This window comes from Stenotrophomonas rhizophila (genome assembly GCF_003651185.1).
Classification (GTDB): Bacteria; Pseudomonadota; Gammaproteobacteria; order Xanthomonadales; family Xanthomonadaceae; genus Stenotrophomonas; species Stenotrophomonas maltophilia_Z.
Genome location: NZ_RCDC01000006.1, coordinates 308,274 through 331,619, shown reverse-complemented (window position 1 = coordinate 331,619; position 23,346 = coordinate 308,274). Strand labels below are relative to the sequence as shown.

Sequence of the window (23,346 nt, the reverse complement as noted above, 5' to 3'; positions counted from 1 at the left end):
TAGCGGTGTTCATTTGGATTCCTCGAGAATGATGTCGGCAATGCGCTCAGCGGCATCGACCTTGGCCAGGGCACGCGCGGCGTTGGCCATCTGCATGCGTCGGGCGGAATGTTCGGACAAATCGCGCAACACGCCTTCCAGCTGCGTCGCCAGCGTTTCATCCTGCTTCAGCAACACCGCGGCGCCGCGCTCGACCAGATACTCCGCGTTGCGGGTCTGGTGATCGTCGACGGCCGCAGCGAACGGCACCAGCACGCTGCCCACACCGACGGCGCACAGCTCGGCCAGGGTGGAGGCGCCGGAGCGGCACACCACCAGATCGGCCCAGGCGAACGCCTCGGCCATATCGGCAATGAACGGTTCCACGCTGGCCTGCACACCGGCATCGGCATACGCCTGCAGCGCTTCGGCATGCAGCTTCTCGCCGCTCTGGTGGCGCACCTGCACCGGCATGCCAGCGCCCAGTGCGGCCAGTGCCTTGGGCACCGCGTTGTTGAGCGCGCGTGCGCCCTGGCTGCCGCCGAGCACCAGCAGACGCAGCGGCCCCTGACGGTTGGCCAGGCGCAGCTCCGGCGGCGTGATCGCAGCGATCTCGGCACGCACCGGGTTACCGACCGCTTCCTCGCGTTTGGCGAAGCTGCCCGGAAAACCGGCCAGCACGCGACGGGCGAAGCGCGACAGCACGCGGTTGGTCAGGCCCGGTGCGCGGTTCTGTTCGTGCACCAGCAGCGGCAGGCCATGCAGGCGCGCGGCGATACCGCCGGGGCCGGAGGCGAAGCCGCCGAAGGCGATCACCGCCCGCGGCTGGCGATCGCGGATCAGGAAGCCGGCCGCACGGATCGCACGCAGCAGCCGCAGCGGTGCGCCGATCAGGGCCAGCTTGCCCTTGCCACGCAGGCCGGCGATGGCCAGCGTATCAATGTGGATATCGTGCTGCGGCACCAGGCGCGTTTCCATCGCGCCATCGGCACCGAGCCAGGTGACCGGCACGCCACGTTCGCGCAGTACCTTGGCCACGGCCAGGCCGGGGAAGATGTGCCCACCGGTACCGCCGGCCATGATCATGACCGGGCGCTGGGACGGATCGAGGCGAGGCGTGCTCATCCCATTCTCCCCAGCGTCGGTTCGATGCGCTGCTGCATGCGGCTGGTGCCACGGGTGGCGCTGTCACGCGGTGCGGTGTCGCGGTTGCCGCTGTCCTGCATCGCCGCGGCGACCGCGCTGGCGCTGTCGGCCTTGGGAACATCGCCGGGCAACGGGCCATCCTGGTCGGCGCCCATGCGCACGGCCTGGCGGCGCTCGGCGCGGTCCAGTTCATAGGAAACGCGCAGCAGCAGGCCCATCGCCACGCAGGTCATCAGCACGCTGGAGCCGCCGGAGGAGATCAGCGGCAGGGTCAGGCCCTTGGTCGGCAGGATGCCGAGGTTGACCCCGATCGAAACGAAGCTCTGCATGCTGATCCACAGGCCGATGCCAAAAGCGATGTAGCCGGAGAAGTGGCGCTTCATTTCCACGCAGCGCATGCCCAGCCAGAAGGTGCGGCCGACCAGCAGCGCATACAGCGAGATGATCAGGCAGGTGCCGAGGAAGCCCAGCTCCTCGGCGGTGACCGAAAAGATGAAGTCGGTATGCGCTTCGGGCAGGTAATAGAGCTTCTGCACCGAGTTGCCCAGGCCCACGCCGGTCCACTCGCCACGGCCCACGGCCATCAGCGCATTGGAGAGCTGGTAGCCGTCGCCCTGCTGATCGGCCCACGGATCCAGGAAGGAGGTGATGCGGCGCATGCGGTACGGCTCGATGATCGCCAGCGCGCTCATGCCGACCATGCCGATGATCACCGGCATGGACATGCGCGGCATGTTGACCCCGCCCAGCACCAGCATGCCGGCGGTGATCGCCAGCAGCAGCGTGGACGAGCCGAAGTCCGGCTGCAGCAGCAGCAGCACCACCAGCGCGCCGGCCACGCCGAGCGGCTTGAGCATTGCCGGCCAGGTCGCGTTGACCTCATCGCGGAAGCGGACCAGATAGCTGGACAGCCACACGATGTAGAGCACCTTCACCGCTTCGACGGTCTGGAACTTGGAGATGCCCAGGTTGATCCAGCGGCGGGCACCGTTGACGCTGCTGCCCAGGCCCGGGATGAACACCACCACCAGCAGCGCGAAGCAGCCCAGCAGCAGGATCTGGTTGTACTGCTCGATGCTCTTGAGCTCGGTGCGCATGGCGATGATCGCCAGGCCGATACCCACCGCCAGGAAGATCAGGTGGCGGTTGAGGTAATAGAACGGGCTGCTCATCAACGCGATCGAGCTCGACGCGACCATCACCACGCCCAGCCCGGTGAGCGCGATGATCGCACCCAGCAGCCACTTGTCGAAGTGGCCTCCGATGGCTTCCAGGCGGGTGGCTTGGCGCGACAGGTCGTTCATCAGCGGACCTTCAACGTGGCCAGGCCGATCAGGACCAGCACGACGGAGATGATCCAGAAGCGCACGATCACGCGCGGCTCCGGCCAGCCCTTCAGTTCGAAGTGGTGGTGGATCGGCGCCATGCGGAACACGCGCTTGCCGGTCAGCTTGAACGAAGCGACCTGGATCATCACCGACAGCGTCTCGATCACGAACACGCCGCCCATCACCACCAGCACCAGTTCCTGGCGGGTGATCACCGCGATCGTGCCCAGCACCGCACCCAGCGCCAGCGCGCCGATATCGCCCATGAAGACCATGGCCGGATAGGTGTTGAACCAGAGGAAGCCCAGGCCTGCGCCGGCGATCGCCGCGCAGATGATGACCAGCTCACCGGCGCCCGGGATCTGCGGGATCTGCAGGTAGCTGGAGAACACCACGTTGCCCGAGGCATAGGCGAACACGCCCAGCGCGCAGGCGACCAGCACGGTCGGCATGATCGCCAGCCCGTCCAGGCCGTCGGTCAGGTTGACCGCGTTGGAGAAGCCGACGATCCAGAAATACGCGATGGCCACGAAGCTGATGCCGGCCAGCGGCAGCGCGATCGATTTGAACATCGGGATGTAGAACGTCATCGCCGCCGGGACATCGGCGGTGTAGAACAGGAACAGACCGGCCGCCAGACCGAAGATCGACTGCAGCAGGTACTTCCAGCGCGACTTCAGGCCGTTCGGGTCGCGGCGGACGATCTTGATCCAGTCGTCGTACCAGCCGATCGCGCCGAAGCACAGCATCACGGCCAGCACCAGCCAGACGTAACGGTTGCGCAGGTCAGCCCACAGCAGCACCGACAGCGTGATCGTCAGCAGGATCAGCGAGCCGCCCATGGTCGGCGTGCCGGCCTTGGCGAAATGGGTCTGCGGACCATCCGTACGGATCGGCTGGCCGCCCTTGAACTGGGCCAGCTTGCGGATCATCGCCGGGCCGAGCCACAGCGACAGGAACAGGGCGGTCAGCGCCGCGAGGATGCCGCGCAGGGTCAGGTAGCCGAACAGCCCGAACAGGCTCTCCAACTGCTGCAGCCATCGGGCCAGTTCAAGCAACATTGGGGGTTTCCTCTCCTTGCGCGAGCAGCGCTTTGACGATCGTGTCCATGGCGCTGCCACGCGAGCCCTTGACCAGGCAGCGCACGCCGGCATGCAGTTCGGCGGCGAGCGCGGTGGCCAAGGCCTGATGGCTCTGGAACTGCTGGCCGCCTTCACCGAAGGCGGTCGAGGCGGCGGCGCTCAGCGGGCCGAGCGTGTACAGCCGCTTCAGGCCGGCATCGCGGGCGCGGCGACCTGCCTGGGCATGCAGCGCCTCGCCGTCCGGGCCGAGTTCGCGCATGTCGCCCAGTACCAGCCAGCCCTCGTCCTTCGAGGCAGCCAGGGCATCGATGGCGGCGGCCAGCGAACCGGGGTTGGCGTTGTAGCTGTCATCGATCAGCACCGCGCCGCTGGGCAGCTGGTGCGCGATCTGGCGGCCGGGCACCGGCTCGGCGCGGGCCAGGCCGGCGGCGATCTGCGCCACCGCAATGCCCGCGGCCAGCGCCAGCGAGGCAGCGGCCAGCGCGTTGCTGATGTTGTGCCGGCCCGGCAGGCCCAGCGTGATCTCGGCATCGCCCGCGGGCGTGCACAGCACGAACTGGCTGCCCTGCGCGGCCGGGCGGATCGCACGCGCGGTGACATCGGCGGTGTGCTCCAGGCCGTAACGCAGCACGCGGCAGCGTGGCGGCTGGCCGACGATGTGCTGCTCGAACCAGATCCCGAAGGCGTCATCGGCATTGATCACGGCCACGCCATCGGAAGGCAGCGCCGCGTAGATCGCGCCCTTGGTGGTGGCCACGCCCTGCAGGCTGCCCATGCGTTCCAGATGCGCCGGGGCGATGTTGTTCACCAGCGCGTAGTGCGGGCGCACGATCTCGGTGAGGTAGGCGATGTCGCCCGGCTTGCCGGCGCCCATCTCGTAGACGGCGTAGTCGGCATCTTCCGGGGCATCGAGCACTGCCAGCGGCAGGCCGATCTCGTTGTTGCGGTTGCCCGGGTTGGCGTAGACCACCTTGCGGTCGTCACGTGCCACCTGTTCCAGGATCGCCAGCAGCAGGCTCTTGACGCTGGTCTTGCCGTTGCTGCCGGTGATCGCGAAGACCGCGGTGTCGCGGTCACGCTGCATGCCGGCGGCAATGCGGCCCAGGGCGTGTTCGCTGTCGGCGACCACGATCTGCGGCAGGGCGACATCGAGCAGGCGCTCGACCAGCATCGCCGAGGCACCGCGCGCGAGCGCGTCGGCCGCGAAGTCATGGCCATCGAAACGCTCGCCACGCAGCGCCACATACAGGCTGCCCGGCGCGAGCGTACGGGTGTCATTGCTGATGGCATCGATGGCGGTATCCTCGCCATGGATCTCGCCACCGGCCCAGTGAGCGATCAGCGACAGGGGGGTGCGCTTCATGGTGCCTCCATGCGCGGCGTGCCCGCGTTGTCTACGCGCGCGGCCAGCACACGGCCGGCCACCTCGGTGTCATCGAAGGTGTGCTTGACCCCGTGGATCTCCTGATAGGGCTCGTGACCCTTGCCGGCGATCAGCACGATATCGCCCGCACCGGCCTGGCCGATCGCGGTGGCGATCGCGACGGCTCGGTCGCGCTGCACGGTGACGGCAGCGGGTGCATCAAATCCCTTCAGGATGTCGGCCACGATCACGTCGCCGTCTTCGCCGCGCGGATTGTCGTCGGTGACGATCACCACGTCGGCGTGTTGCTCGGCGATGGCGGCCATCTGCGGGCGCTTGCCGGTATCGCGCTCGCCGCCGCAGCCGAACACGCAGATCAGGCGCCCGGCCAGATGGCCCTGCACGCTGGTCAGCGCCTGTTCCAGCGCATCCGGGGTGTGCGCGTAATCGATCACGACGGTGGGCAGGCCACCCTCGCCGCCCAGGCGGTTCATGCGCCCGGCGATCGGCTGCAGCTGCGAGAGCAGCGCGCCGATCGCGGCTGGGGCGTGATCCAGCGCATACAGCGCACCGGCCACGGCCAGCAGATTGTCCACATTGAACCGGCCGAGCAGCGGCGACTGCACCGGGTGGCGCTGACCGTCCACGACCAGATCGAAGGCGATGCCGCGGCCATCCAGGGTCAGTGAATCAGCGCGTACGGTGGCCTGTGCGGCACCGCGCGAGCTCACGCCGATCGGACGCACGGTCTCCCCGACGGTGCGCAGCAGTTCGCTGCCGAAGCTGTCATCGAGGTTGACCACGGCGGCCGTGAGCCCGTCGCGGTGGAACAGCTTGGCCTTGGCCGCACCGTACTGCGCCATGTCGCCGTGATAGTCGAGATGGTCGCGGGTGAGATTGGTGAACACCGCAACGTCGTAATGCACGGCATCCACGCGGCCCTGATCGAGCGCGTGCGAGCTGACTTCCATCGCCACGGCCTGGCCCCCCCCGTCGCGCAGCTGCGCCAGCACCTCATGCATCTGCAGCACCAGCGGCGTGGTGAAGCCGGTCGGCACCACGTCGCCATAAAGGCCGACGCCCAACGTGCCGATGCTGCCGCTGCGGGTGCCGAGCAGGTGCCAGGCCTGGGCCAGCAACTGCACGGTGGAGGTTTTACCGTTGGTGCCGGTCACCCCGACCATCGTCATCGCGCGCGAGGGGTGGCCGTGGAACTGATCGGCCATCGCGCCCATGCGGTGGCGCAGGCCCGGCACGGCAATCGCATCGGCCGGGGCCGGCAGCTCGGCCGGGGCCGGCGGCTCGAACAGGATCGCCCCGGCGCCGTTGGCGCGGGCCTGATCGACGAAGCCCAGGCCGTGCGCGCCGAAGCCGGCGATCGCCACGAAGGCATTTCCCGGGCGCACCGCACGGCTGTCCAGCACCAGGCCGGTGATGGTCGGGTCGTGGCTCAGCACCACATCGGGAAGCAACTGCGACAGCAACATCATCTGGCTCATTGCGTGCCTCCCTGCGCGGGCGGCACTGTGGCGTGCGCGCTGGGCAGCGCGGCATCGAATTCTGCGGCGGCATCGGGCGCGATCACCGTTTCCGGCGGCGGCATCGGCAGCACCGAGGCCGAGTGGCCCATCTTTCCGGACTGCTGGGCGGCCAGCCACGACTCGATGTCGTCCGGCGGCACGTCCATCAGGCGCAGCGCGCCCTCCATCACGTTGTGGAACACCGGCGCGGAGACCAGGCCGCCGTAATACTTGCCGCCCTGCGGGTCGTTGATGACGATCACCGTGGCGAAGCGCGGGTTGGTGGCGGGCACCACGCCGGCGAACAGCGCGTTGTAATGGCCACGCTCGTAACCGCCGGGGCCGGCCTTGCGGGCGGTGCCGGTCTTGCCGGCCACGTGGTAACCCAGCACCGCCGCCTGCTTGGCGCCGCCCTGGGTGACCACGGTTTCCATCATCGCCACGACTTCCTTGGCGATCTTCTCGTCGATGATCTGCTTGCCTTCGTTGCGCTGGCCCTTGACGAAGGTCGGCGCGATCAGCTTGCCGCCGTTGCCCAGCGCCGAGTAGGCGGTCGCGATCTGCAGCGGGCTGACATTCAGGCCGTAGCCGTAGGACATGGTGGTCTTGGAGGGACCACTCCAGCGCGCCGGGCGCGGCAGCACGCCGGCCGATTCGCCCGGGAAGCCGCTGTGCGGGGCAACGCCATAACCGAAGCTGTGAATGTGGTCGTAGAAGACCTGGTCCGGCATCTTGGCGGCGATCTTGGCCGCCCCGATGTTCGAGCTGCGGGTGATCACGCCGGTGACGTTGAGCACGCCATTGTTCCGCGGCACGTCCTTGATCGTGTAGCGGCCCAGCGCCATGTAGCCCGGGTTGGTGTCCACCGTAGTGTCTTTGGTGACCACGCCGGACTGCAACGCCGAGGCGATGGTCAGCGGCTTCATGGTCGAACCCGGCTCGACCAGATCGGTCACCGCGCGGTTGCGGCGGGTGTCCGGCGCAGCGCCACCGACGGCATTGGGGTTGTAGGTCGGCAGGTTGACCATGGCCAGGATCTCGCCGGTGGCCACATCCATGATCACCATCGAGCCGCCCGCGGCCTTGTTCTCGATCAGCGCGTTGCGCAGCTCCTTGAAGGCCAGGAACTGGATGCGGCGGTCGATGCTGAGAGTGAGGTCCTTGCCCGGCTCGGCGGCGCGCAGCAGATCGCTCTCCACCGTATCGCCCTTGCGGTTGCGGATCACGCGCTTGGCGCCGGCCTTGCCGCGCAGCCATTCGTCGAAGGCCAGCTCCAGCCCTTCCTGGCCGCGGTCGTCGATGTTGGTGAAGCCGAGCACGTGCGCCATCGCCTCACCCTGCGGGTAGAAACGACGGAACTCGCGCTGCGAGGCCACGCCCGGGATCTTCATCGCGACCACTTTTTCCGCGTCGTCCGGATTGATCCGGCGGCGCAGGTACATGAATTCTTTATCGGCCTTCTGCGAGAGCTTGGAGGTCAGCTCATCCAGCGGCATGCCCAGCGCGGTTGCCAGCTCGGGGATACGGTCCGGCGAACGCAGCAGTTCCTGCGGGTTGACCCAGATCGAGGCGACCGGGGTGGACACCGCGACCGGCTCGCCATTGCGGTCGGTGATCATGCCGCGCGAGGTGTTGATCGGCAGTTCGCGCAGGTAACGGGCTTCGCCCTGGCGTTGGTAGAACTCGCTGTTGATGATCTGCACGTAGGCGGCACGGCCGACCAGCGAGACCGAGCACAGGCCGAGCGCCAGCCCCACCCACTTCAGGCGCTGGCGGAGGTTGAAGCTGTTGCGCGCACGGTTGCGGCCGGACTTGTTCATGGCCGGATCACCACGACATCGGCCGCTTCGGGAAACTTCATGCCCAGGCGCTCGCGGGCGACGCGGTCGACCCGGGTGGCCTCGGCCAGGGTGGCCTGCTCAAGCTGCAGGCGACCGAACTCGATGTTGATCTCATCGCGCGCACGCTCGACCCGGGACAGCTCCACGAAGGTCTGGCGGTGGCGATGGCGCATGAACACCACACCGATCGCCGAGGCGACGGTGCAGGCCAGCAGCACGATCAACAGCAGGCGGCTCATCCAGCCACCTCGCGCTTTTCGGCGACACGCAGTACGGCGCTGCGCGAGCGCGGATTGACTGCCAGCTCGTCGTCTTCGGCCTTGATGGCGCCACCGTGCAGGTCCAGCGTCGGCACGAACGCAGCCAGCTCCGGCAACCGGCGGTTGCTCGGCGGTGCCTTGGCGTAGCGGTTCATGAACTGCTTGACGATGCGGTCTTCCAGCGAATGGAAGCTGATCACCGCCAGCCGGCCACCGGGCTTGAGGCGTGCCAGTGCCGCGTCCAGGCCGGCCTCAAGGTCGGCCAGTTCGCGGTTGATATGGATGCGGATCGCCTGGAAGCTGCGCGTGGCCGGGTGGATCTTGTCCTTGCCACGCGGCATCACCGAGGCGATCAACTCCGCCAGCTCGGCGGTGCGGGTGAAGGGTTGCTTGTCGCGGCGGGCGACGATGGCCTTGGCGATGCGGCGACCCTGGCGCTCTTCGCCGTAGGTCCACAGCACGTCCATCAGCTCGCGCTCTTCAACACGGTTGAGCCACTGCGCCGCGCTTTCACCGCTGTCCGGATCCATGCGCATGTCCAGCGGGCCGTCCTTGCCGAAGCTGAAACCGCGCTCGGCGACATCCAGCTGGGGCGAGGACACGCCCAGGTCGAACAGCACGCCATCCAGGCCCTGCGCGGTGGCCTCCCAGTGCAGCAGATCAGCAAAGCTGCCACGGAAGATCGAGACGCGCGGGTCCGGCGCGAAATCACGCTCGGCTACCGCAATCGCCTCCGGATCCTTGTCCATGACCAGCAGCCGGCCTCCAGGACCGAGTTGCTCGAGCACGCCGCGGGCGTGACCGCCACGACCAAACGTGCCATCGAGATACACTCCGTTTTCGATCACCTTCAGGCCGTCCAGGACCTGCGTGTACAGGACCGGCAGGTGGCCTGCCGGCGGCTGCGACACCGGAAGGTGACCGGTCTGCGCTGCTCCGCGCATCCGGGCACCCCGGCTCACAACTTCAGGTCGAGCAACCCATCGCCGAGATCCTCGTCAGACAACGTCTGCTGGATCAACGCGCGATGAGCCTGCTCGCTCCACAATTCGAATTTGTCGCCCATACCGAGCAGCACCGCCTTCTTTTCAATGCCAACGGCACCACGGTGGCTGGCGGGAATACTGATGCGGCCGTTGCCGTCCAACTCCAGATGCGCGGCCGAACCGACCAGCTTCTGTTGCAGGAGGCGCACGACGCGCTGTGTGTTGGGCTTGGACATGACGTCATCACGGACGCGTTCCCATTCCTGTTCGGCGTACAACCAGAGGCAGCCGGACTCGAACGGGTTGTAGGTCAGGACCAGACGGTTGTTGCTCACACGCGCGACAAGGTCGCGATGCGCGGTCGGAACCGCCATGCGCCCTTTGTCGTCAACAGTGATGGCCGTCTCGCCTTGAAACACGACGTTTTCACCTTTCCTTCGCCCGGTGAAACATTGAACCACGAAAAACCACAAAAAACCCGGTTTCCCCTCTGATGCCCACCTTAGCAGTGCCGATTGGGTTGTCAACAACTTTGCGAAGGGGAAATCACTTTGAACATCAAGGGCTTGCAGCAATGTTTAGAGACTTGTTCAAGGCTTATCCACAAGTTGCTGTTTCGTCTCATTTTTTGAGATTTCGCCGAAGTTCAGGCCTGTGGAGACCGCGTGAAACATCCGCCCGTATTCATCCCTGACGGGGTCGCCATCGCCCCGGCGCTGCGCAGAACCGGCACACTGTGAGGCATGTGTCTGCTCGCGCTTGCCTGGAAAACCCACCCCCGCTGGCCGTTGGTGATGGCCGGTAACCGCGATGAGTTCCACGCGCGGCCGACCGCCGCCCTGCGCCTATGGCCCGCACCGGATGACGGAGTGGCCGCCGGCCGCGACCTGCGCTCGGGAGGGACCTGGGCCGGGATCGGCCCGGCGGGGCGGATGGCGGTGGTGACCAACGTCCGCGATCCGCAAGCCCGGCAGACCGGCCCCTCCCGCGGCGCACTGGTGGCCGACTATCTGCGTGATGCCGCGCCGGCCGCACTGTTCGCGGACGAGCTCGCGCGGCGGGCAGTCGAATTCGCCCCCTTCAATCTGTTACTGGCCGATCGCGACAGCTGCCAGTTCCTGGGCAACCACCCCCTGCACCGCCAGTCGCTGGCGCCGGGCATCCATGGCATGTCCAACGGGCCGCTGGATGCGCCGTGGCCGAAAACCGTGACATTGAACGCAGCGCTGCGCGCGTGGGTGGACCACGGCGACGATGATCTGGCCCCCCTGTGGAAGGCCCTGCGTGATGAAACCCGCGCTGAGGACAGCACCCTGCCGGATACCGGCATCGGCCTGGAGCGCGAGCGCTGGCTGTCGTCCCCCTTCATCCGCAGCCCCGAGTACGGCACCCGCGCCAGCACGATCATCGTGCTGGACGCCACCGGCCACGGCTTCATCACCGAGCGGCGGTTCGATGCAGAGGGTGTCTGTGTGGGTGAAACGACGCTGGCAACGCACGGCTAAGCCGGTAGGGACAGCGCCGTGATCAACAGGTACTCAACGCCCAGGACAATCAAGCCGAGTAACAGCCCCCTTTAGTAAAGGGGGCGCGCCGTCAGGCGCGGGGAATTGGAGGCTGGTAGCCCGGGGCCCAAGGTTTGCGCTGCAAACCTTGGGGCTTTTTTCGCGAGTCCGCGAAAAAAGCGGCGGAGCCGGCCGATAAGCCGGGTTTTGTCGTGGACAGTCATTCTTCTAGGCGCTGCGTCACCGCAGCGCTCAAGCAACCTACCCGGACCCGACGCGGGCCACGCCATTAGGTCCCTATTTGGTCTTGCTCCAGGTGGGGTTTGCCGTGCCGGTCTGTTACCAGACTCGCGGTGCGCTCTTACCGCACCATTTCACCCTTACCGGCTCCCCGAAGGGAACGTAGGCGGTATCTTTCTGTTGCACTTTCCGTCGGCTCGCGCCGCCCAGGCGTTACCTGGCACCTTGCCCTGTGGAGCCCGGACTTTCCTCGGCATCCGCAAGGGATGACGCGACTGTCTGGCCGACTCCGCCGCGCGCATTGTCCCACAAAACAAGGACGATCGCGGTTACCCGCCGTACAACGCCTTGCGCGGGGCACCGGTGATTTCCGCCGCCAGCTTGGCTGCGGTCGAGGGCGGCAGGTGCTCGCTCAGCTTGGCGTACAGGCGCCGGCCCTGAACCAGCTGAGCCTCCTCATCGTCGGCCGCGCCCTGCACCATCACCACGAACTCGCCCTTGCGCTGGTTGTCGTCCGCCTCGACCTGCTGCAGCAGCGAGGCCAGATCGCCATCCAGCACGGTCTCGAACAGCTTGGTCAGCTCACGCGCCAGCACCGCGGGCCGCTCGGGCCCGAACGCGGCGACCATGTCCGCCAGCGATTCGGTGATCCGGTGCGAGGATTCGTAGAACACCAGCGTGCGGGTTTCACCGGCCAGCGCATGCAGCCGCTCGCGGCGGCCGGACGCCTTGGCCGGCAGAAAGCCTTCGAACGTGAAGCGGTCGCTGGGCAGGCCGGCCACGCTGAGTGCGGCGATCGCCGCACAGGCGCCGGGAATCGGGCTGACCTTGATCCCGGCTTCGCGCGCGGCGCGGACCAGGCGGTAGCCCGGGTCGCTGACCAGCGGGGTGCCGGCATCACTGACCAGCGCCAGCGACTCGCCCGCCAGCAGGCGCGCCACGATCCGCTGCGACAACGCCTCTTCATTGTGGTCATGCAGGGCCACCAGCGGCTGCTGGATGCCGAAGTGGGCCAACAGCTGGCCGCTGCGGCGGGTGTCCTCGGCGCAGATCGCGGCCACCGAACGCAGCACGTCCTGCGCGCGCGGGGTCAGATCGGCGAGGTTGCCGATCGGGGTGGCAACGACATACAGCGTGGGGACAGCACTCATCAGCGGCTCTTCCGTGGTCAAGGGTAGAATCGTACCGTTCCCCGGCCACGGCCGCTGCCCCCATCGAATGGACCTGATCATGAACAAGCCCGTCGTACGGATCTCCGCCCTTTCGTTGTCGCTGATGCTGCTTGCCGGCTGCGCCACGACCAGCTTCACCAGTGCGCCGGATTCGCCGGCCCAGAGCCAGGCCCTGGCGCTGATCGAGCAGGGCAAGCCGCGCGATGCGGCGGTCCAGCTGGAAGCGCTGGCCAACACCCTGCGCGGCAGTGCCCGCAGCGCCGCCCTGGCCGATGCCGCCTTTGCCTGGCACGAAGCCGGCGATGCCACCCGCGCCCGCACCCTGCTGGCCCAGCTCACCGCGCGCCAGCTCAGCGGCGCCAGCCTCCAGCGCTACCAGCTGACCACCGCCGAACTCGCGCTGGCCGACAAGCAGCCGGCGCAGGCGCTGGCCGCGCTGAAAGAACCGGCCGACGCGGTCACCCCCTCGCTGCAAACCCGCTGGCACCTGGCCCGCGCCAACGCATTGCAGGCCACCGGCGACAACCTCGGTGCGGCGCTTGAGCGCGCCCGTGCGCACGCCGCACTGACCGGCAAGGCCCGCAGCGACAACCAGCAGGCCATCGCCGGCCTGCTCGGCACGCTGGACGATGCCACCCTGCGCGCGCGCGCGGCGGCGCTGCCGGCCAATGAACCGCTGTACAACTTCGCCGGCCGTGCGCTGATCGCCCGTGGCCTGCCGCTGCCGCGTCCGTTCGATCGCGAAGTTGCCTCGCAGTTCGATACCAGCAAGCGCCCGCCGGCGATGAGCGATGGCTACCGCCCGCCGGTGAAGATGGCGGTGCTGTTGCCGCTCAGCGGCCGCCTGGCCACCGCCGCGCAGCCGGTCCGCGATGGCCTGCTCAGCGGCTACTACGGCGAAACCCGCCGTCGCCCGGACATCCAGTTCATCGACACCGCCGGTACCGCCGCCGGTGCCTTGGCCGCCTACGACAAGGCCGTCACCGCCGGTGCCGATTTCATCGTCGGCCCGCTGGGGCGCGACGAAGTGGATGCCGTGTTCGGCCGCCGCGAGCTGCCCGTACCGGTGCTCGCCCTGAACCGCGGCAAGGACACCCCGCCGGCCGGCAGCGCCGGTTTCTCGCTGGCCCCGGAAGACGACGGCATCATCGCCGCCGAATACCTGCGCGGCCGCGAGCGCAGCAAGGTGCTGGTGATCCACAGCAACGACGACAACGGCCGCCGCGCCGCGGCCGCGTTCCGCGAGCGCTTCGCGCAGCGTGGCGGGCAGGTGGTGGCCACCATCGGCGTGAGCGACACCGTCGGCGACATCGGTGCGCAGGTGCGCGCGGCAGGCGCCATCGACGGCGTACTGCTGGCGGTGAAGGCGCCGCAGGCGCGTGCACTGACCCCGCAGCTGGCGCTGGCCGGTGCCGGTGGCGCGAGCCGCGTCGGCACCTCGCAGCTGACCGTCGGTGCCGGCAAGCCGGAAGAAGACATGGCGCTGGACGGCATCGTCTACCCCAACGAAGCCTGGAACGTGCGCGGCGTGCCCGGCCTGCCGGCCGCCTCCACCGCCGGGCAGATCCTGCCCTCGGCGCGTGGCGCGTCTGGTCGCCTGTTCGCGTTCGGTTTCGATGCGTGGAAGATCAGCGCCTACCTGGACAAGGTCGCCACCGAAGGCGGCCTGGCCGGCGCCACCGGCACCCTGTTCCTGGACAGCAACGGCAACGTACTGCGGGTGCCGGCATGGTCGACCTTCAGCGGCGGCCGGCCGATGCCGATCGCCAGCAGCAACTGAGCCACGTGCCCACCGGGCGCGCGGTACGCGGTGCGGCGGTGGAAGCCGCCGCGCAGCACCATCTCCGTGAGGCCGGGCTGCGCCCGGTCACCACCAATGCGCGGTATCGCCGCGGTGAGATCGACCTGATCATGCGCGACGGCGAGGTCGTCGTGTTCGTGGAAGTCCGCTACCGCGCCAGTGCCCGCTTCGGCGGTGGCGCGGCTTCGGTGGATCTGCGCAAGCGACGCAAGCTGGTGATCGCCGCGCAGCTGTTCCTGCAATCCCATCCCTGGCTGGCCGAGCAGCCCTGCCGCTTCGACGTGGTTGAAGCCAGTGGCGAGCCCCCGCAGCTGAACTGGCTGCGGGACGCGTTCCGGCTGGAAGACTGCTGATGCCCTCGATCTTTACCCACGCCGCCATTCCGCTGGCGCTGTGGTGCGCCGCGGATCGCGGCCGCATCTCCACGCCGTTACTCACCGCCGGCGTGGTCGCGGCCATGCTGCCGGATGCGGACGTGCTCGCCTTCGCGTTGCACATTCCCTACGCCGACAGCTTCGGCCATCGGGGCGCCAGCCATTCGATGCTGTTCGCCGCGCTGATGGCCGTGCTCGCCGCACTGCTGCACCGGCGCCTGCGCGCCACGCCCGTGCAGGCGGGCGCGTTCGTCGGCCTCTGCGCGCTGTCGCACCCGCTGCTGGATGCACTGACCTCCGGTGGCCTTGGCGTCGCACTGTGGTGGCCCTGGAGCGGCGAACGCGTCTTCGCCCCTTGGCGCCCGATCCGCGTCTCGCCCTTCGCGCCGCAGTTCTTCAGCGCGCGCGGGATGGCGACCGTCCTTTCCGAACTGCGTTGGGTGTGGCTGCCACTGGCGCTGGCCGTGATCGGCTGGCGCGCGATCCAACGTGCCCCTGTTGATTCCCGGACCTGATGATGACCCCTGCCCTGCCCACGGCGTTCGTTGCCACCCTGCATGCGCTGCTCGGCGACGACGGCTGGCGAACGGATGACAGCGCACGCAACGCACATGCCCAGGACAACTCGTGGCGGCACACGCTGCCGGCCGGTGTCGCCTTCCCGCGCGATCGCGAGCAGGTCGTCGCCCTGGTCCGCGCCTGCCGCGAACATCGCATCGCCCTGGTCGCGCGCGGCGCAGGCACCGGCACCACCGGCGCTGCCGTGCCGATGGAAGGCAGCATCGTGCTCTCGTTCGCGCGGATGAACCGTATCCTCGCCATCCAGCCCGGCGACCGCTGCGCGGTGGTCGAACCCGGCGTGCTCAACGGCGACCTGCAGCAGGCGCTGATGCCGCACGGCCTGTTCTGGCCGCCGGACCCTTCCAGTGCGGAGATCTGCAGCATCGGCGGCAACCTCGCCTGCAATGCCGGTGGCCCGCGCGCGGTGAAGTACGGCACCAGCCGCGACAACGTGCTCGGTCTGGTTGCCGTCACCGGTGCCGGTGAACTGATCACCTGCGGCGGGCCGTACACGAAGGACGCCACCGGCTACGACTTGACCCATCTACTGGTCGGCAGCGAAGGCACGCTGGCCCTGATCGTGGAAGCGACCCTGAAGCTGACCCCGCTGCCAGTGACGCAGGCCGGGCTGCGCGTGCTCTACCGCGATGCGGACGCCGCCGCGCAGGCGGTGTCGCGCCTGATGGCGCAGCCGGTGGTGCCCACGCGCCTGGAGTTCATGGATGCGCGCAGCCTTGAGCTGCTGCGTCGCAATGGGGCTGACGTGCCCGAGGCCGGCGCGATGCTGCTGGTGGAGGCGGACGGCGACCACGACACCCTGCCCTACCTGCTGCAGGCCCTCGCGGCGGCCGCCGAAGGCGACGGTCTGATCGCGCTGGATGTGGCGATGGAAGGCAGCGCGCGCGAAACCCTGTGGGCCGCGCGCAAGGCGCTGTCACCGGCGCTGCGCAGCATCGCACCGGGCAAGATCAACGAAGACGTGGTGGTACCGGTCTCGCGCATTCCCGCGCTGGTCGCCGGGGTGCAGGCACTATCGGCGGAGTTCGCTCTGCCGATCGTCACCTTCGGCCATGCCGGCAACGGCAACCTGCACGTCAACATCCTCTACCACCCGGACGATGCCGGCGAGAACGCACGCGCCCATGCGGCGCTGCCGCGCGTGTTCGCGCTGACCCTGGCACTGGGCGGCACGCTCTCCGGCGAACACGGCATCGGCCTGGCCAAGCGCGATTTCATGGCACAGGCGTTCACCCCGGCCACGCTGGCGGCGATGCGCGCGATCAAGGGTGCGCTGGATCCGGAGGGGATTCTCAATCCGGGGAAGGTGCTGCCGCCGGTGTGATGGGCGTCAGCGACGTTCGGAGAAGTGCTGGTAGCCACCGTCGGTGGCGTCGGCATCAGCGCAGTGCACGCCCTGTCCTTCCACGATCCGGCCGATCCGGGTCAGCGGCAAGCCCAGGGACGCCGACAAGGCATGGATCGCGTCACGCTGCGACGGCGCGACGGTGAAGCACAGCTCGTAGTCGTCGCCGCCACGCAGCGCGCAGTCGCGGGCACCCTCGCGCCCGAGCTGCTCGCGCAGGGCCGACGAGATCGGCAATGCATCGGCCTCCACTTCCGCGCGCACGCCGCTGCGTGCCGCGATGTGGCCCAGATCAGCGAGCAGACCATCGGAGATATCCACGGCCGCATGTGCGTAGGCACGCAGGCGCAGGCCAAGCGTTACGCGCGGGATCGGACGCAGCAGGCGCTCGCGCAGCGTTTCGTCATCGCTGAGCAGCGTGGCGACCGCCACCTTCAACCGGTTCTGCTGCCACAGGCGCAGGGCACCGGCGGCATCGCCCAGCGTGCCACTGACCCAGATGTCATCCCCCAACTGGGCACGATCGCGACGCAGCGCCTGGCCGGGCGCAACCTGCCCGATCGCGGTCACCGAGAGCGACAGCGGCCCGCGCGTGGTGTCGCCGCCAACCAGCACGATGTCGTGCTCGTCGGCCAATGCGAAGAAACCATCGGCGAAGGCTTCGATCCAGTCCGCGTCGGCGTCCGGCAAGGACAGCGCCAAGGTGCACCACGCCGGACGGGCGCCCATGGCGGCGAGATCGGAGAGGTTCACCGCGAGGGTTTTCCAGCCGATCTCGTAGGCCGGGGTTTCGACCGGGAAATGCACGCCGCTGTTGAGCGTATCGGTGGTGATCACCAACTGTTCGCCCGCACGCGGCTGCAGCAGCGCGGCGTCATCGCCGATGCCGAGCACGACATCGGCGCGCGCGGTGGTGCGCGCACGGATGCGGTCGATCAGAGCAAATTCGGCAAGGGACACGGGGCGGATCAGTGACCCGATTCGACCTTGCGCCACTCCACCGCGGCCCGGTCGAGCACGCCATTGACGTAGGTGTGGCCATGCTCGGAACCGAAACGCTTGGCCGACTCGATCGCTTCGTTGATCACGACGCGGTACGGCACGTCCAGGCGGAAGCGCATCTCATAGGCGGCCACGCGCAGCGCGGCGCGTTCGATCGCATCCACTTCCTCGATCCCACGATCCAGGTACGGGTCCAGCGCCGCATCCAGATCCTTGCGGTTGTCGAGCACGCCATGCACCAGCGCTTCGAAGTAGGCCAGATCCGCGATTTCGCGGGCCTGTTCATGGGCGAACTGGGCGATCACGCTCTGCGCGTTGCCACCGGAGATCTGCCACGCATAGATCGCCTGCAGGGCACGACGACGCGCGCGCGAACGCAGCACGGGGTCGACGCCATCACGGCGGACGGGCTTACCGGAGGGCTTGCCCGGGTTTGACTTGTTCATGGCAGCTGCTCCAGAAGATTGACCATTTCCAACGCCGTCAGTGCGGCTTCCTCACCCTTGTTGCCGTGGCTGCCACCCGCGCGGGCGTCGGCATCCTCGACACGTTCCACCGCCAGCACGCCATTGAGCACCGGCACGCCGAAATCCAGCTGCACGCGCATCAGGCCTTCGGCGCAGCGGTCGGCCACGTGTTCGTAATGGCGGGTATCGCCCCGGATCACGCAGCCCAGGGTGATGATCGCGGCATGCTGATGGGCGGCCGCGAGACGCGCGGCGACCAGCGGCAGTTCCCATGCGCCGGGCACGCGGATCACGTCGATGGCGGACTCGTCGATCCCGTTGCCGGCCAGGCTCTGCCGCGCACCGGCCACCAGCACGTCGGTGATGCGGGCGTTCCAGCGGCTGGCGAGGATGGCGAAACGGGCCTTTTCCGGAGTACGGAGGTCGCCTTCGTAATGGCTCATGTTCGGCGTGGGGTCCATTTAATAGGTGAATATTCTAGCGCATGGCCGCGTGTAGCCGGGTCGCCGCGCGTTACGGGACGGGTCGGGTGCAAAAGCCCCCTGAGTCAGGGGGCTGCCGCGAAGCGGCGCGACGTCAGCGCGCCTGCGATGACGTGTTCTCCACCGTCTCGACCACTTCCAGGCCATACCCGGCCAGGCCGATCTGGCGGCGGGGGGTGCCCAGCACGCGCAGCTTGCCCAGGCCCAGGTCGGACAGGATCTGCGCCCCGGCGCCGTTGCGGCGCCACTGGCTCACGTCCTTGTCCTTGCCCGGCACGACCGGCACCGGCTGCTGGCGCAGGCGGGCCAGCAGGCTGTTGGTGTCGCGCGGCGCCGACAGCACCACCATCACGCCGCGCTCGGCGGCGGCGATGGCGCGCAGGGCATCGGTGGAGGCCACGCCGAAATCATCGCGGCGCCAGTGCAGCAGATCAGCCAGCGGGTTTTCCACCTGCACGCGGACCAGGGTCGGCTCGGCATCCGGGGTGCCGCGGACCAGCGCGAAGTGCAGGTCGTGGGCGATCCGATCGCGGTAGGTGACCAGCGTGAAGGGGCCGAACTCGGTCTCGATCTCGCGCTCGTCGACGCGCTCGACCGTCTTCTCGGTGGCCAGACGGTACGCGATCAGGTCGGCGATGGAGCCCATCTTCAGGCCGTGCTCGCGGGCGAACACCTCCAACTCCGGGCGGCGCGCCATGCTGCCATCCGGGTTGAGGATCTCCACCAGCACGCCCGCCGGCTCCAGGCCCGCCAGCATGGCCAGATCGACGCCGGCCTCGGTATGCCCGGCGCGGGTCAGCACGCCGCCCGGCTGGGCGATCAGCGGGAAGATGTGGCCCGGCTGGTGCAGGTCGGCCGGCTTGGCATCGGGCTTCACTGCGGTGCGGATGGTGTGCGCACGGTCGTAGGCCGAGATGCCGGTGGTCACGCCTTCGGCGGCCTCGATGCTGACCGTGAAGTTGGTCTGGAACTGCGCGGTATTGGCCTGCACCATCGGGGCCAGGCCCAGGTCGGCCGCACGCTCGCGGGTCAGCGGCAGGCACACCAGGCCACGGCCATGGGTGACCATGAAGTTGATGTCCGAGGGCTTGACCAGCTCGGCGGCCATGATCAGGTCGCCTTCGTTCTCACGGTCTTCGTCATCGACGATGACGACCATGCGGCCGAGGCGGATGTCCTCGAGGATCTCGGGAATGGGGGCGAAATTCATGCGCGTGCTCCTGCACCCAACAAACGTTCGACGTAACGGGCGACCAGATCGATTTCAAGATTGACCGCGCTGCCCACGGCAGTAGCGGCGAAGGCGGTGTTGGCGACGGTGTGCGGGATGAGGGCGACCTCGAAGCCTTGTTCGTCCACTTCGTTGACGGTCAGACTGACCCCGTCCACGCAGATCGAGCCTTTCTTGGCGATGTAGCGCAGCAGCGCGGCCGGCGCGGCGAAGCGCCAGCGCTGGGCACGTGCATCGTCATGCACCGACAGCACCTGGCCCAGGCCATCGACATGGCCGCTGACCAGATGGCCACCCAGGCGATCGGTCGGGCGCATCGCGCGTTCGAGATTGATGACGGCGCCGTCGGCCAGCTGCCCCAGCGTGGTCAGGCCCAGCGTCTCGGTGGAGGCGTCGGCCTGGAAGCGGGTGGCGTCATACGCGATGACGGTGAGGCAGACCCCGTTGATGGCGATGCTCTCGCCCATCTGCACGTTCTCGAACGGCAGGGTGCCCACGTCAAAGGTGAAGCGGACATCGCCGCCAAGGGTGTCGCGTGCGGCCAGACGGCCGACGCCTTCGATGATTCCAGTAAACAAGGAACGTTCTCCGCGGAAAGTGAGCGAAAAACGCCGCAAGGCATATAGGTGCACGCCGAGCACAAGGCCCGGCCGCACCGTCTTCTTTCATCCGGACTATACCGTCGGCTCCGGCATCGGACCGGATCTGCTGACCTTCCCGGGGACCGGGAAGCGCTCGCGGGCTCGTGCTTGCGCACCTACCGCCGGTGGGGAATCGCACCCCGCCCTGAAGACGTTTGTGTACCGGCGAACCGGCGCGGCTAGTGTAACAGGGCACCCTGACTGGGGGCTTTAAGTTAAATAAGTGTTAAGCTAGCCCGCTGAGTGCTGCGCCCGTGGATATGAGGGCACACACGTTGGTTACTGATCGGGCTGCGGCGTCCGCGCCGCGCCATGATCGAACGGGTCCCGCAAGGGGCCCGTTTTTTATGGGCGCAGCAACAGGCGCAGGTCCTCACCCACCTGGCGCCTGTCCACCACCCGCATCTGCCGCTGCTGGTCCATCGCGTGGATACCCAGACCGGACAGCAGCGGCAGCCCATGCTCGCCGAGCAGCGTGGGCGCCTGGTACAGCAGCAGTTCGTCGACCCAGCCACCGGCCAGCAACGCACCGGCCAAGGTGGCGCCGGCTTCGGTATGCACTTCGTTGATGCCGCGCTCAGCGAGCAGCGCCAGCACCGCGCCCAGATCCAGACGACCGTCATGGCTGGGCACGCTGGCGAACTCCGCATCGGCGGCATCCGGCGGGCTGACCGCGGCGTCATGCACGTAGAGCGTCGGCGCCCCGCCCTCGCGCACCCGCGCACATTCCAGCGAGCGCAGGCGTGCATCGAGCACCACCCGCAACGGCGGCACTACCTCGGTATCGGCCAGCCGCACGGTCAACATCGGGTCATCGGCCAACACGGTGGCCGCGCCGGTAAGAATCGCGCCCGCCCGCGCCCGCCAGTGCTGCACGTCCTCGCGGGCGGCCGCACCGGTGATCCATTTGGAGCTGCCATCGGCCATCGCGGTACGCCCGTCCAGACTGGCCGCGAGCTTCACCCGCACCCAGGGGCGCCCGCGTTCGATGCGTGACAGGAACCCGTGGTTGAGCTCGCGCGCCTGCGCAGCCATCAACCCTTCGGCCACCGCGATACCGGCCTCGCGCAGCAGCACGAAACCGCCGCCGTCGACCTTCGGGAAGGGGTCGCGCATCGCCGCGACCACGCGTGTCACCCCTGCCTCGATCAAGGCCAGTGCGCACGGGGGCGTGCGACCGTGGTGCGCGCACGGCTCCAGGGTCACGTAGGCGGTGGCGCCGCGCGCCTGTTCGCCCGCCTGGCGCAGCGCGAATACTTCCGCGTGGGGGCCGCCGGTGCGCTGGTGCCAGCCCTCGCCGACCACCACCTCGTCGCGTGCGATGACGCAACCCACCATCGGATTGGGCCGCGCGGTGTACGCGGCGCGCTCGGCCAGGCGCAGCGCATGCGCCATGTGCTGGTGGTCGAGAGCGGTGAAGTCAGTCATGGCGGTGAGCGTCCGGCGGCAGGCAGCCGCGATGGTAGCTCAGCCGTGGTGGCCGCGATGCGGCGCAGGCTCAGCCTTTCTTTTTCTTGGTCAGCGCGATCACATCGCCGAGCAGCTGCAGCTGTTCGGTGCTGGAGGGCAACTCCCGTTCAAGCTTCTCGATTTCCTCGCGGAAATCGGCCACGTCTTCGAAGCTGCGGTACACCGAGGCAAACCGCACGTAGCCGACATGGTCGAGCTTGCGCAGCTCGTTCATCACGAACTCACCGACCTTGATCGAGGGGATTTCGCGTTCGCCGCAGATACGCGCCTGCTGCATCACCGCGCGCACCGCCAGCTCGATCTTGTCCTCGGGGACCGGGCGCTTCTGCAGCGCGCGGTCGAAACCACTGCGGACCTTGCGGGCATCGAACGCCTCCCGGCTGCCGTCGCTTTTCACGATCGCCGGCAGTTTCAGTTCGATGGTTTCCAGGGTGCTGAAGCGCTCGTTGCAGGCCTCGCACTCGCGGCGACGCCGGATCGTCGCGCCGTCTTCAGAGACGCGCGAGTCGATCACACGGGTATCGGCATGCTGGCAGAACGGACAGTACATGGAACGCCTTACATCGGGAAAACGTCATGCCGTGGTCACGGCAGCGTCGCAACGGTACCTGAGAGGGACCAGCTACAGCAAATAGCGGCCCGGAAAGGCCCGCCCGCCTACCTGGCGCGCCAACGCAGCCATAGCAGGTGCGCCGCGCAGGAGAGCAGCGGGAGGCCCGCCATCAGGAGCAGGGCGGCCGCTGGCGCGGGCCCTTCGAACAGATGATGGTGGACGATCGACCGCACCAGACCCGCCCAGGCAATGCCGGTTGCCACGGGGGCGGCCACCAAGCCAGCCCACCACACCGATGAGGCCGCAAGAAGTTCGCCCGAGCCGCCCTGCCACCAGCGCCGGGCAAGGCCCCACCAGATGATCAGCACCAGACTGGCGGCGACGAACCACGCGGCCGCCCACCCCGGCGCATCGCCTGGCCCACCGTATTGATGGAGCACATCGCGCACGCACAGCCCAACCACGACAAACGCCGCCACGGCATGCGGGAGTCCAAACAACGCCATATGCAGCAGCAGACCCCACCGCTGCCTGCCCAGGGGTTTCATCCCGTCAGGCGCCTTGCGTGCACCGCAGCCGCACCAGCATGACAGCCGGCAACATCAGCGGCGGCCCTGCCAGCAGCAGAACCAGTGCCATCGGACTCGCGGCGGCCTGCCAGAATGCCATGCCGACCACCGCCAGGGCGGCAAGGACGCCAAGGCCCAATGCAACCCACGGCCAAGGCCCGGCATCGCGCAGGCCGGTGCGTCCCTGTCGGAGATAGCGGCTGCTCAACCACAGCCAGCCCGCCACCCCGCTCAGGCCCGCACTGCCCCAGCCACCGATCAACAGGCGCGAGGCCCGGTCCAGATAGGCCGGCTCGACGAACGCGACCCAGACCCCGATGGCGGCGAACGTGCCGCCGCCGGCCATCCCCACGATGCCGCAGATCAGGGCCAGCACGGCGTAGATACGCCGTTGCCGGCCCTCGTCCATA

Annotated in this window: 24 protein-coding genes, 1 other RNA gene and 1 riboswitch; of the genes, 5 read left to right on the top strand and 20 right to left on the bottom strand. The window is 68.3% G+C overall.

Going from position 1 to position 23,346, the window contains the following annotated elements:
• Positions 1 to 9: 9 nt before the first annotated feature.
• From murG to mraZ, 9 genes are read right to left on the bottom strand one after another with little or no spacing between them, the layout of a single operon-like run.
• Complete coding sequence (gene murG / locus BCL79_RS15610) at positions 10 to 1,104, bottom strand: undecaprenyldiphospho-muramoylpentapeptide beta-N-acetylglucosaminyltransferase (protein WP_121042704.1); 1,095 nt, start codon at positions 1,102 to 1,104, stop codon at positions 10 to 12.
• Positions 1,101 to 2,429 carry a putative lipid II flippase FtsW gene (gene ftsW / locus BCL79_RS15605; protein ID WP_121042702.1) on the bottom strand — a complete coding sequence of 443 codons (1,329 nt, stop codon included), beginning with the start codon at positions 2,427 to 2,429 and terminating at the stop codon, positions 1,101 to 1,103. Before ftsW ends, murG begins: the two co-directional genes overlap by 4 nt.
• A complete protein-coding gene (gene mraY / locus BCL79_RS15600; protein WP_088433957.1) occupies positions 2,429 to 3,514 on the bottom strand; it encodes a phospho-N-acetylmuramoyl-pentapeptide-transferase in 1,086 nt (361 codons plus the stop codon). Before mraY ends, ftsW begins: the two co-directional genes overlap by 1 nt.
• Positions 3,504 to 4,898, bottom strand: a complete 1,395-nt coding sequence (locus BCL79_RS15595; protein ID WP_121042700.1) for a UDP-N-acetylmuramoyl-tripeptide--D-alanyl-D-alanine ligase — start codon at positions 4,896 to 4,898, stop codon at positions 3,504 to 3,506. The genes mraY and BCL79_RS15595 overlap by 11 nt, the downstream gene beginning before the upstream one ends.
• Complete coding sequence (locus tag BCL79_RS15590) at positions 4,895 to 6,397, bottom strand: UDP-N-acetylmuramoyl-L-alanyl-D-glutamate--2,6-diaminopimelate ligase (RefSeq protein WP_121042697.1); 1,503 nt, start codon at positions 6,395 to 6,397, stop codon at positions 4,895 to 4,897. The genes BCL79_RS15595 and BCL79_RS15590 overlap by 4 nt, the downstream gene beginning before the upstream one ends.
• A complete protein-coding gene (locus BCL79_RS15585) occupies positions 6,394 to 8,238 on the bottom strand; it encodes a peptidoglycan D,D-transpeptidase FtsI family protein (protein WP_121042695.1) in 1,845 nt (614 codons plus the stop codon). Before BCL79_RS15585 ends, BCL79_RS15590 begins: the two co-directional genes overlap by 4 nt.
• Positions 8,235 to 8,498, bottom strand: coding sequence for a cell division protein FtsL (gene ftsL / locus BCL79_RS15580; RefSeq protein ID WP_019182492.1), 264 nt, complete (start codon positions 8,496 to 8,498; stop codon positions 8,235 to 8,237). Before ftsL ends, BCL79_RS15585 begins: the two co-directional genes overlap by 4 nt.
• A complete protein-coding gene (gene rsmH / locus BCL79_RS15575) occupies positions 8,495 to 9,463 on the bottom strand; it encodes a 16S rRNA (cytosine(1402)-N(4))-methyltransferase RsmH (protein WP_121042694.1) in 969 nt (322 codons plus the stop codon). The genes ftsL and rsmH overlap by 4 nt, the downstream gene beginning before the upstream one ends.
• A 14-nt stretch (positions 9,464 to 9,477) precedes the next feature.
• A complete protein-coding gene (gene mraZ / locus BCL79_RS15570) occupies positions 9,478 to 9,924 on the bottom strand; it encodes a division/cell wall cluster transcriptional repressor MraZ (RefSeq protein ID WP_019182494.1) in 447 nt (148 codons plus the stop codon).
• Positions 9,925 to 10,248: 324 nt separating this feature from the next.
• Here mraZ and BCL79_RS15565 point away from each other — a divergent pair, with 324 nt between their 5' ends.
• On the top strand, positions 10,249 to 11,010 hold the full coding sequence (locus BCL79_RS15565; RefSeq protein WP_121042692.1) for an NRDE family protein: 762 nt from the start codon (positions 10,249 to 10,251) through the stop codon (positions 11,008 to 11,010).
• Between the two features lie 180 nt (positions 11,011 to 11,190).
• Here the strand turns inward: BCL79_RS15565 and rnpB are convergent.
• Positions 11,191 to 11,541, bottom strand: an RNA gene (gene rnpB / locus BCL79_RS15560) — RNase P RNA component class A.
• A 38-nt stretch (positions 11,542 to 11,579) separates the two neighbouring features.
• Positions 11,580 to 12,401 (bottom strand): 16S rRNA (cytidine(1402)-2'-O)-methyltransferase, encoded by an 822-nt coding sequence (gene rsmI, locus BCL79_RS15555; protein WP_121042690.1) that lies wholly within the window; start codon positions 12,399 to 12,401, stop codon positions 11,580 to 11,582.
• Positions 12,402 to 12,480: 79 nt separating this feature from the next.
• Here rsmI and BCL79_RS15550 point away from each other — a divergent pair, with 79 nt between their 5' ends.
• From BCL79_RS15550 to BCL79_RS15535, 4 genes are read left to right on the top strand one after another with little or no spacing between them, the layout of a single operon-like run.
• A complete protein-coding gene (locus tag BCL79_RS15550) occupies positions 12,481 to 14,202 on the top strand; it encodes a penicillin-binding protein activator (RefSeq protein ID WP_121042865.1) in 1,722 nt (573 codons plus the stop codon).
• Entirely contained in the window at positions 14,151 to 14,576 is a 426-nt protein-coding gene (locus BCL79_RS15545; protein ID WP_226956618.1) for a YraN family protein, read from the top strand. The genes BCL79_RS15550 and BCL79_RS15545 overlap by 52 nt, the downstream gene beginning before the upstream one ends.
• A complete protein-coding gene (locus tag BCL79_RS15540; RefSeq protein WP_121042688.1) occupies positions 14,576 to 15,112 on the top strand; it encodes a metal-dependent hydrolase in 537 nt (178 codons plus the stop codon). Before BCL79_RS15545 ends, BCL79_RS15540 begins: the two co-directional genes overlap by 1 nt.
• A gap of 2 nt (positions 15,113 to 15,114) precedes the next feature.
• The gene (locus BCL79_RS15535; RefSeq protein ID WP_121042686.1) at positions 15,115 to 16,500 is read left to right on the top strand and encodes an FAD-binding oxidoreductase; all 1,386 of its coding nucleotides are present in this window, start codon (positions 15,115 to 15,117) and stop codon (positions 16,498 to 16,500) included.
• A 6-nt stretch (positions 16,501 to 16,506) separates the two neighbouring features.
• On the opposite strand, the gene thiL is transcribed toward BCL79_RS15535, so the two are convergent.
• The 9 genes from thiL to BCL79_RS15490 all read right to left on the bottom strand — a co-directional run bounded on the left by thiL (position 16,507) and on the right by BCL79_RS15490 (position 23,312).
• Positions 16,507 to 17,481, bottom strand: coding sequence for a thiamine-phosphate kinase (gene thiL / locus BCL79_RS15530; protein ID WP_121042684.1), 975 nt, complete (start codon positions 17,479 to 17,481; stop codon positions 16,507 to 16,509).
• An 8-nt stretch (positions 17,482 to 17,489) separates the two neighbouring features.
• Complete coding sequence (nusB, locus tag BCL79_RS15525) at positions 17,490 to 17,969, bottom strand: transcription antitermination factor NusB (RefSeq protein WP_121042682.1); 480 nt, start codon at positions 17,967 to 17,969, stop codon at positions 17,490 to 17,492.
• On the bottom strand, positions 17,966 to 18,433 hold the full coding sequence (ribH, locus tag BCL79_RS15520; protein ID WP_121042680.1) for a 6,7-dimethyl-8-ribityllumazine synthase: 468 nt from the start codon (positions 18,431 to 18,433) through the stop codon (positions 17,966 to 17,968). The genes nusB and ribH overlap by 4 nt, the downstream gene beginning before the upstream one ends.
• Before the next feature lie 133 nt (positions 18,434 to 18,566).
• Positions 18,567 to 19,682: a 3,4-dihydroxy-2-butanone-4-phosphate synthase gene (ribB, locus tag BCL79_RS15515; protein WP_121042678.1), complete on the bottom strand. Its 1,116-nt coding sequence runs from the start codon at positions 19,680 to 19,682 to the stop codon at positions 18,567 to 18,569.
• Positions 19,679 to 20,281 (bottom strand): riboflavin synthase, encoded by a 603-nt coding sequence (locus BCL79_RS15510; RefSeq protein ID WP_070426607.1) that lies wholly within the window; start codon positions 20,279 to 20,281, stop codon positions 19,679 to 19,681. The genes ribB and BCL79_RS15510 overlap by 4 nt, the downstream gene beginning before the upstream one ends.
• Positions 20,282 to 20,356: 75 nt before the next feature.
• A riboswitch (FMN riboswitch) is annotated at positions 20,357 to 20,501 on the bottom strand.
• Between the two features lie 188 nt (positions 20,502 to 20,689).
• Positions 20,690 to 21,772 carry a bifunctional diaminohydroxyphosphoribosylaminopyrimidine deaminase/5-amino-6-(5-phosphoribosylamino)uracil reductase RibD gene (gene ribD / locus BCL79_RS15505; RefSeq protein WP_121042676.1) on the bottom strand — a complete coding sequence of 361 codons (1,083 nt, stop codon included), beginning with the start codon at positions 21,770 to 21,772 and terminating at the stop codon, positions 20,690 to 20,692.
• 70 nt (positions 21,773 to 21,842) lie between these two features.
• Positions 21,843 to 22,364 (bottom strand): transcriptional regulator NrdR, encoded by a 522-nt coding sequence (gene nrdR, locus BCL79_RS15500; protein WP_019182518.1) that lies wholly within the window; start codon positions 22,362 to 22,364, stop codon positions 21,843 to 21,845.
• Between the two features lie 107 nt (positions 22,365 to 22,471).
• Complete coding sequence (locus tag BCL79_RS15495) at positions 22,472 to 22,915, bottom strand: hypothetical protein (protein ID WP_121042674.1); 444 nt, start codon at positions 22,913 to 22,915, stop codon at positions 22,472 to 22,474.
• A 4-nt stretch (positions 22,916 to 22,919) separates the two neighbouring features.
• Complete coding sequence (locus BCL79_RS15490; protein ID WP_183073804.1) at positions 22,920 to 23,312, bottom strand: hypothetical protein; 393 nt, start codon at positions 23,310 to 23,312, stop codon at positions 22,920 to 22,922.
• Positions 23,313 to 23,346: the final 34 nt, after the last annotated feature.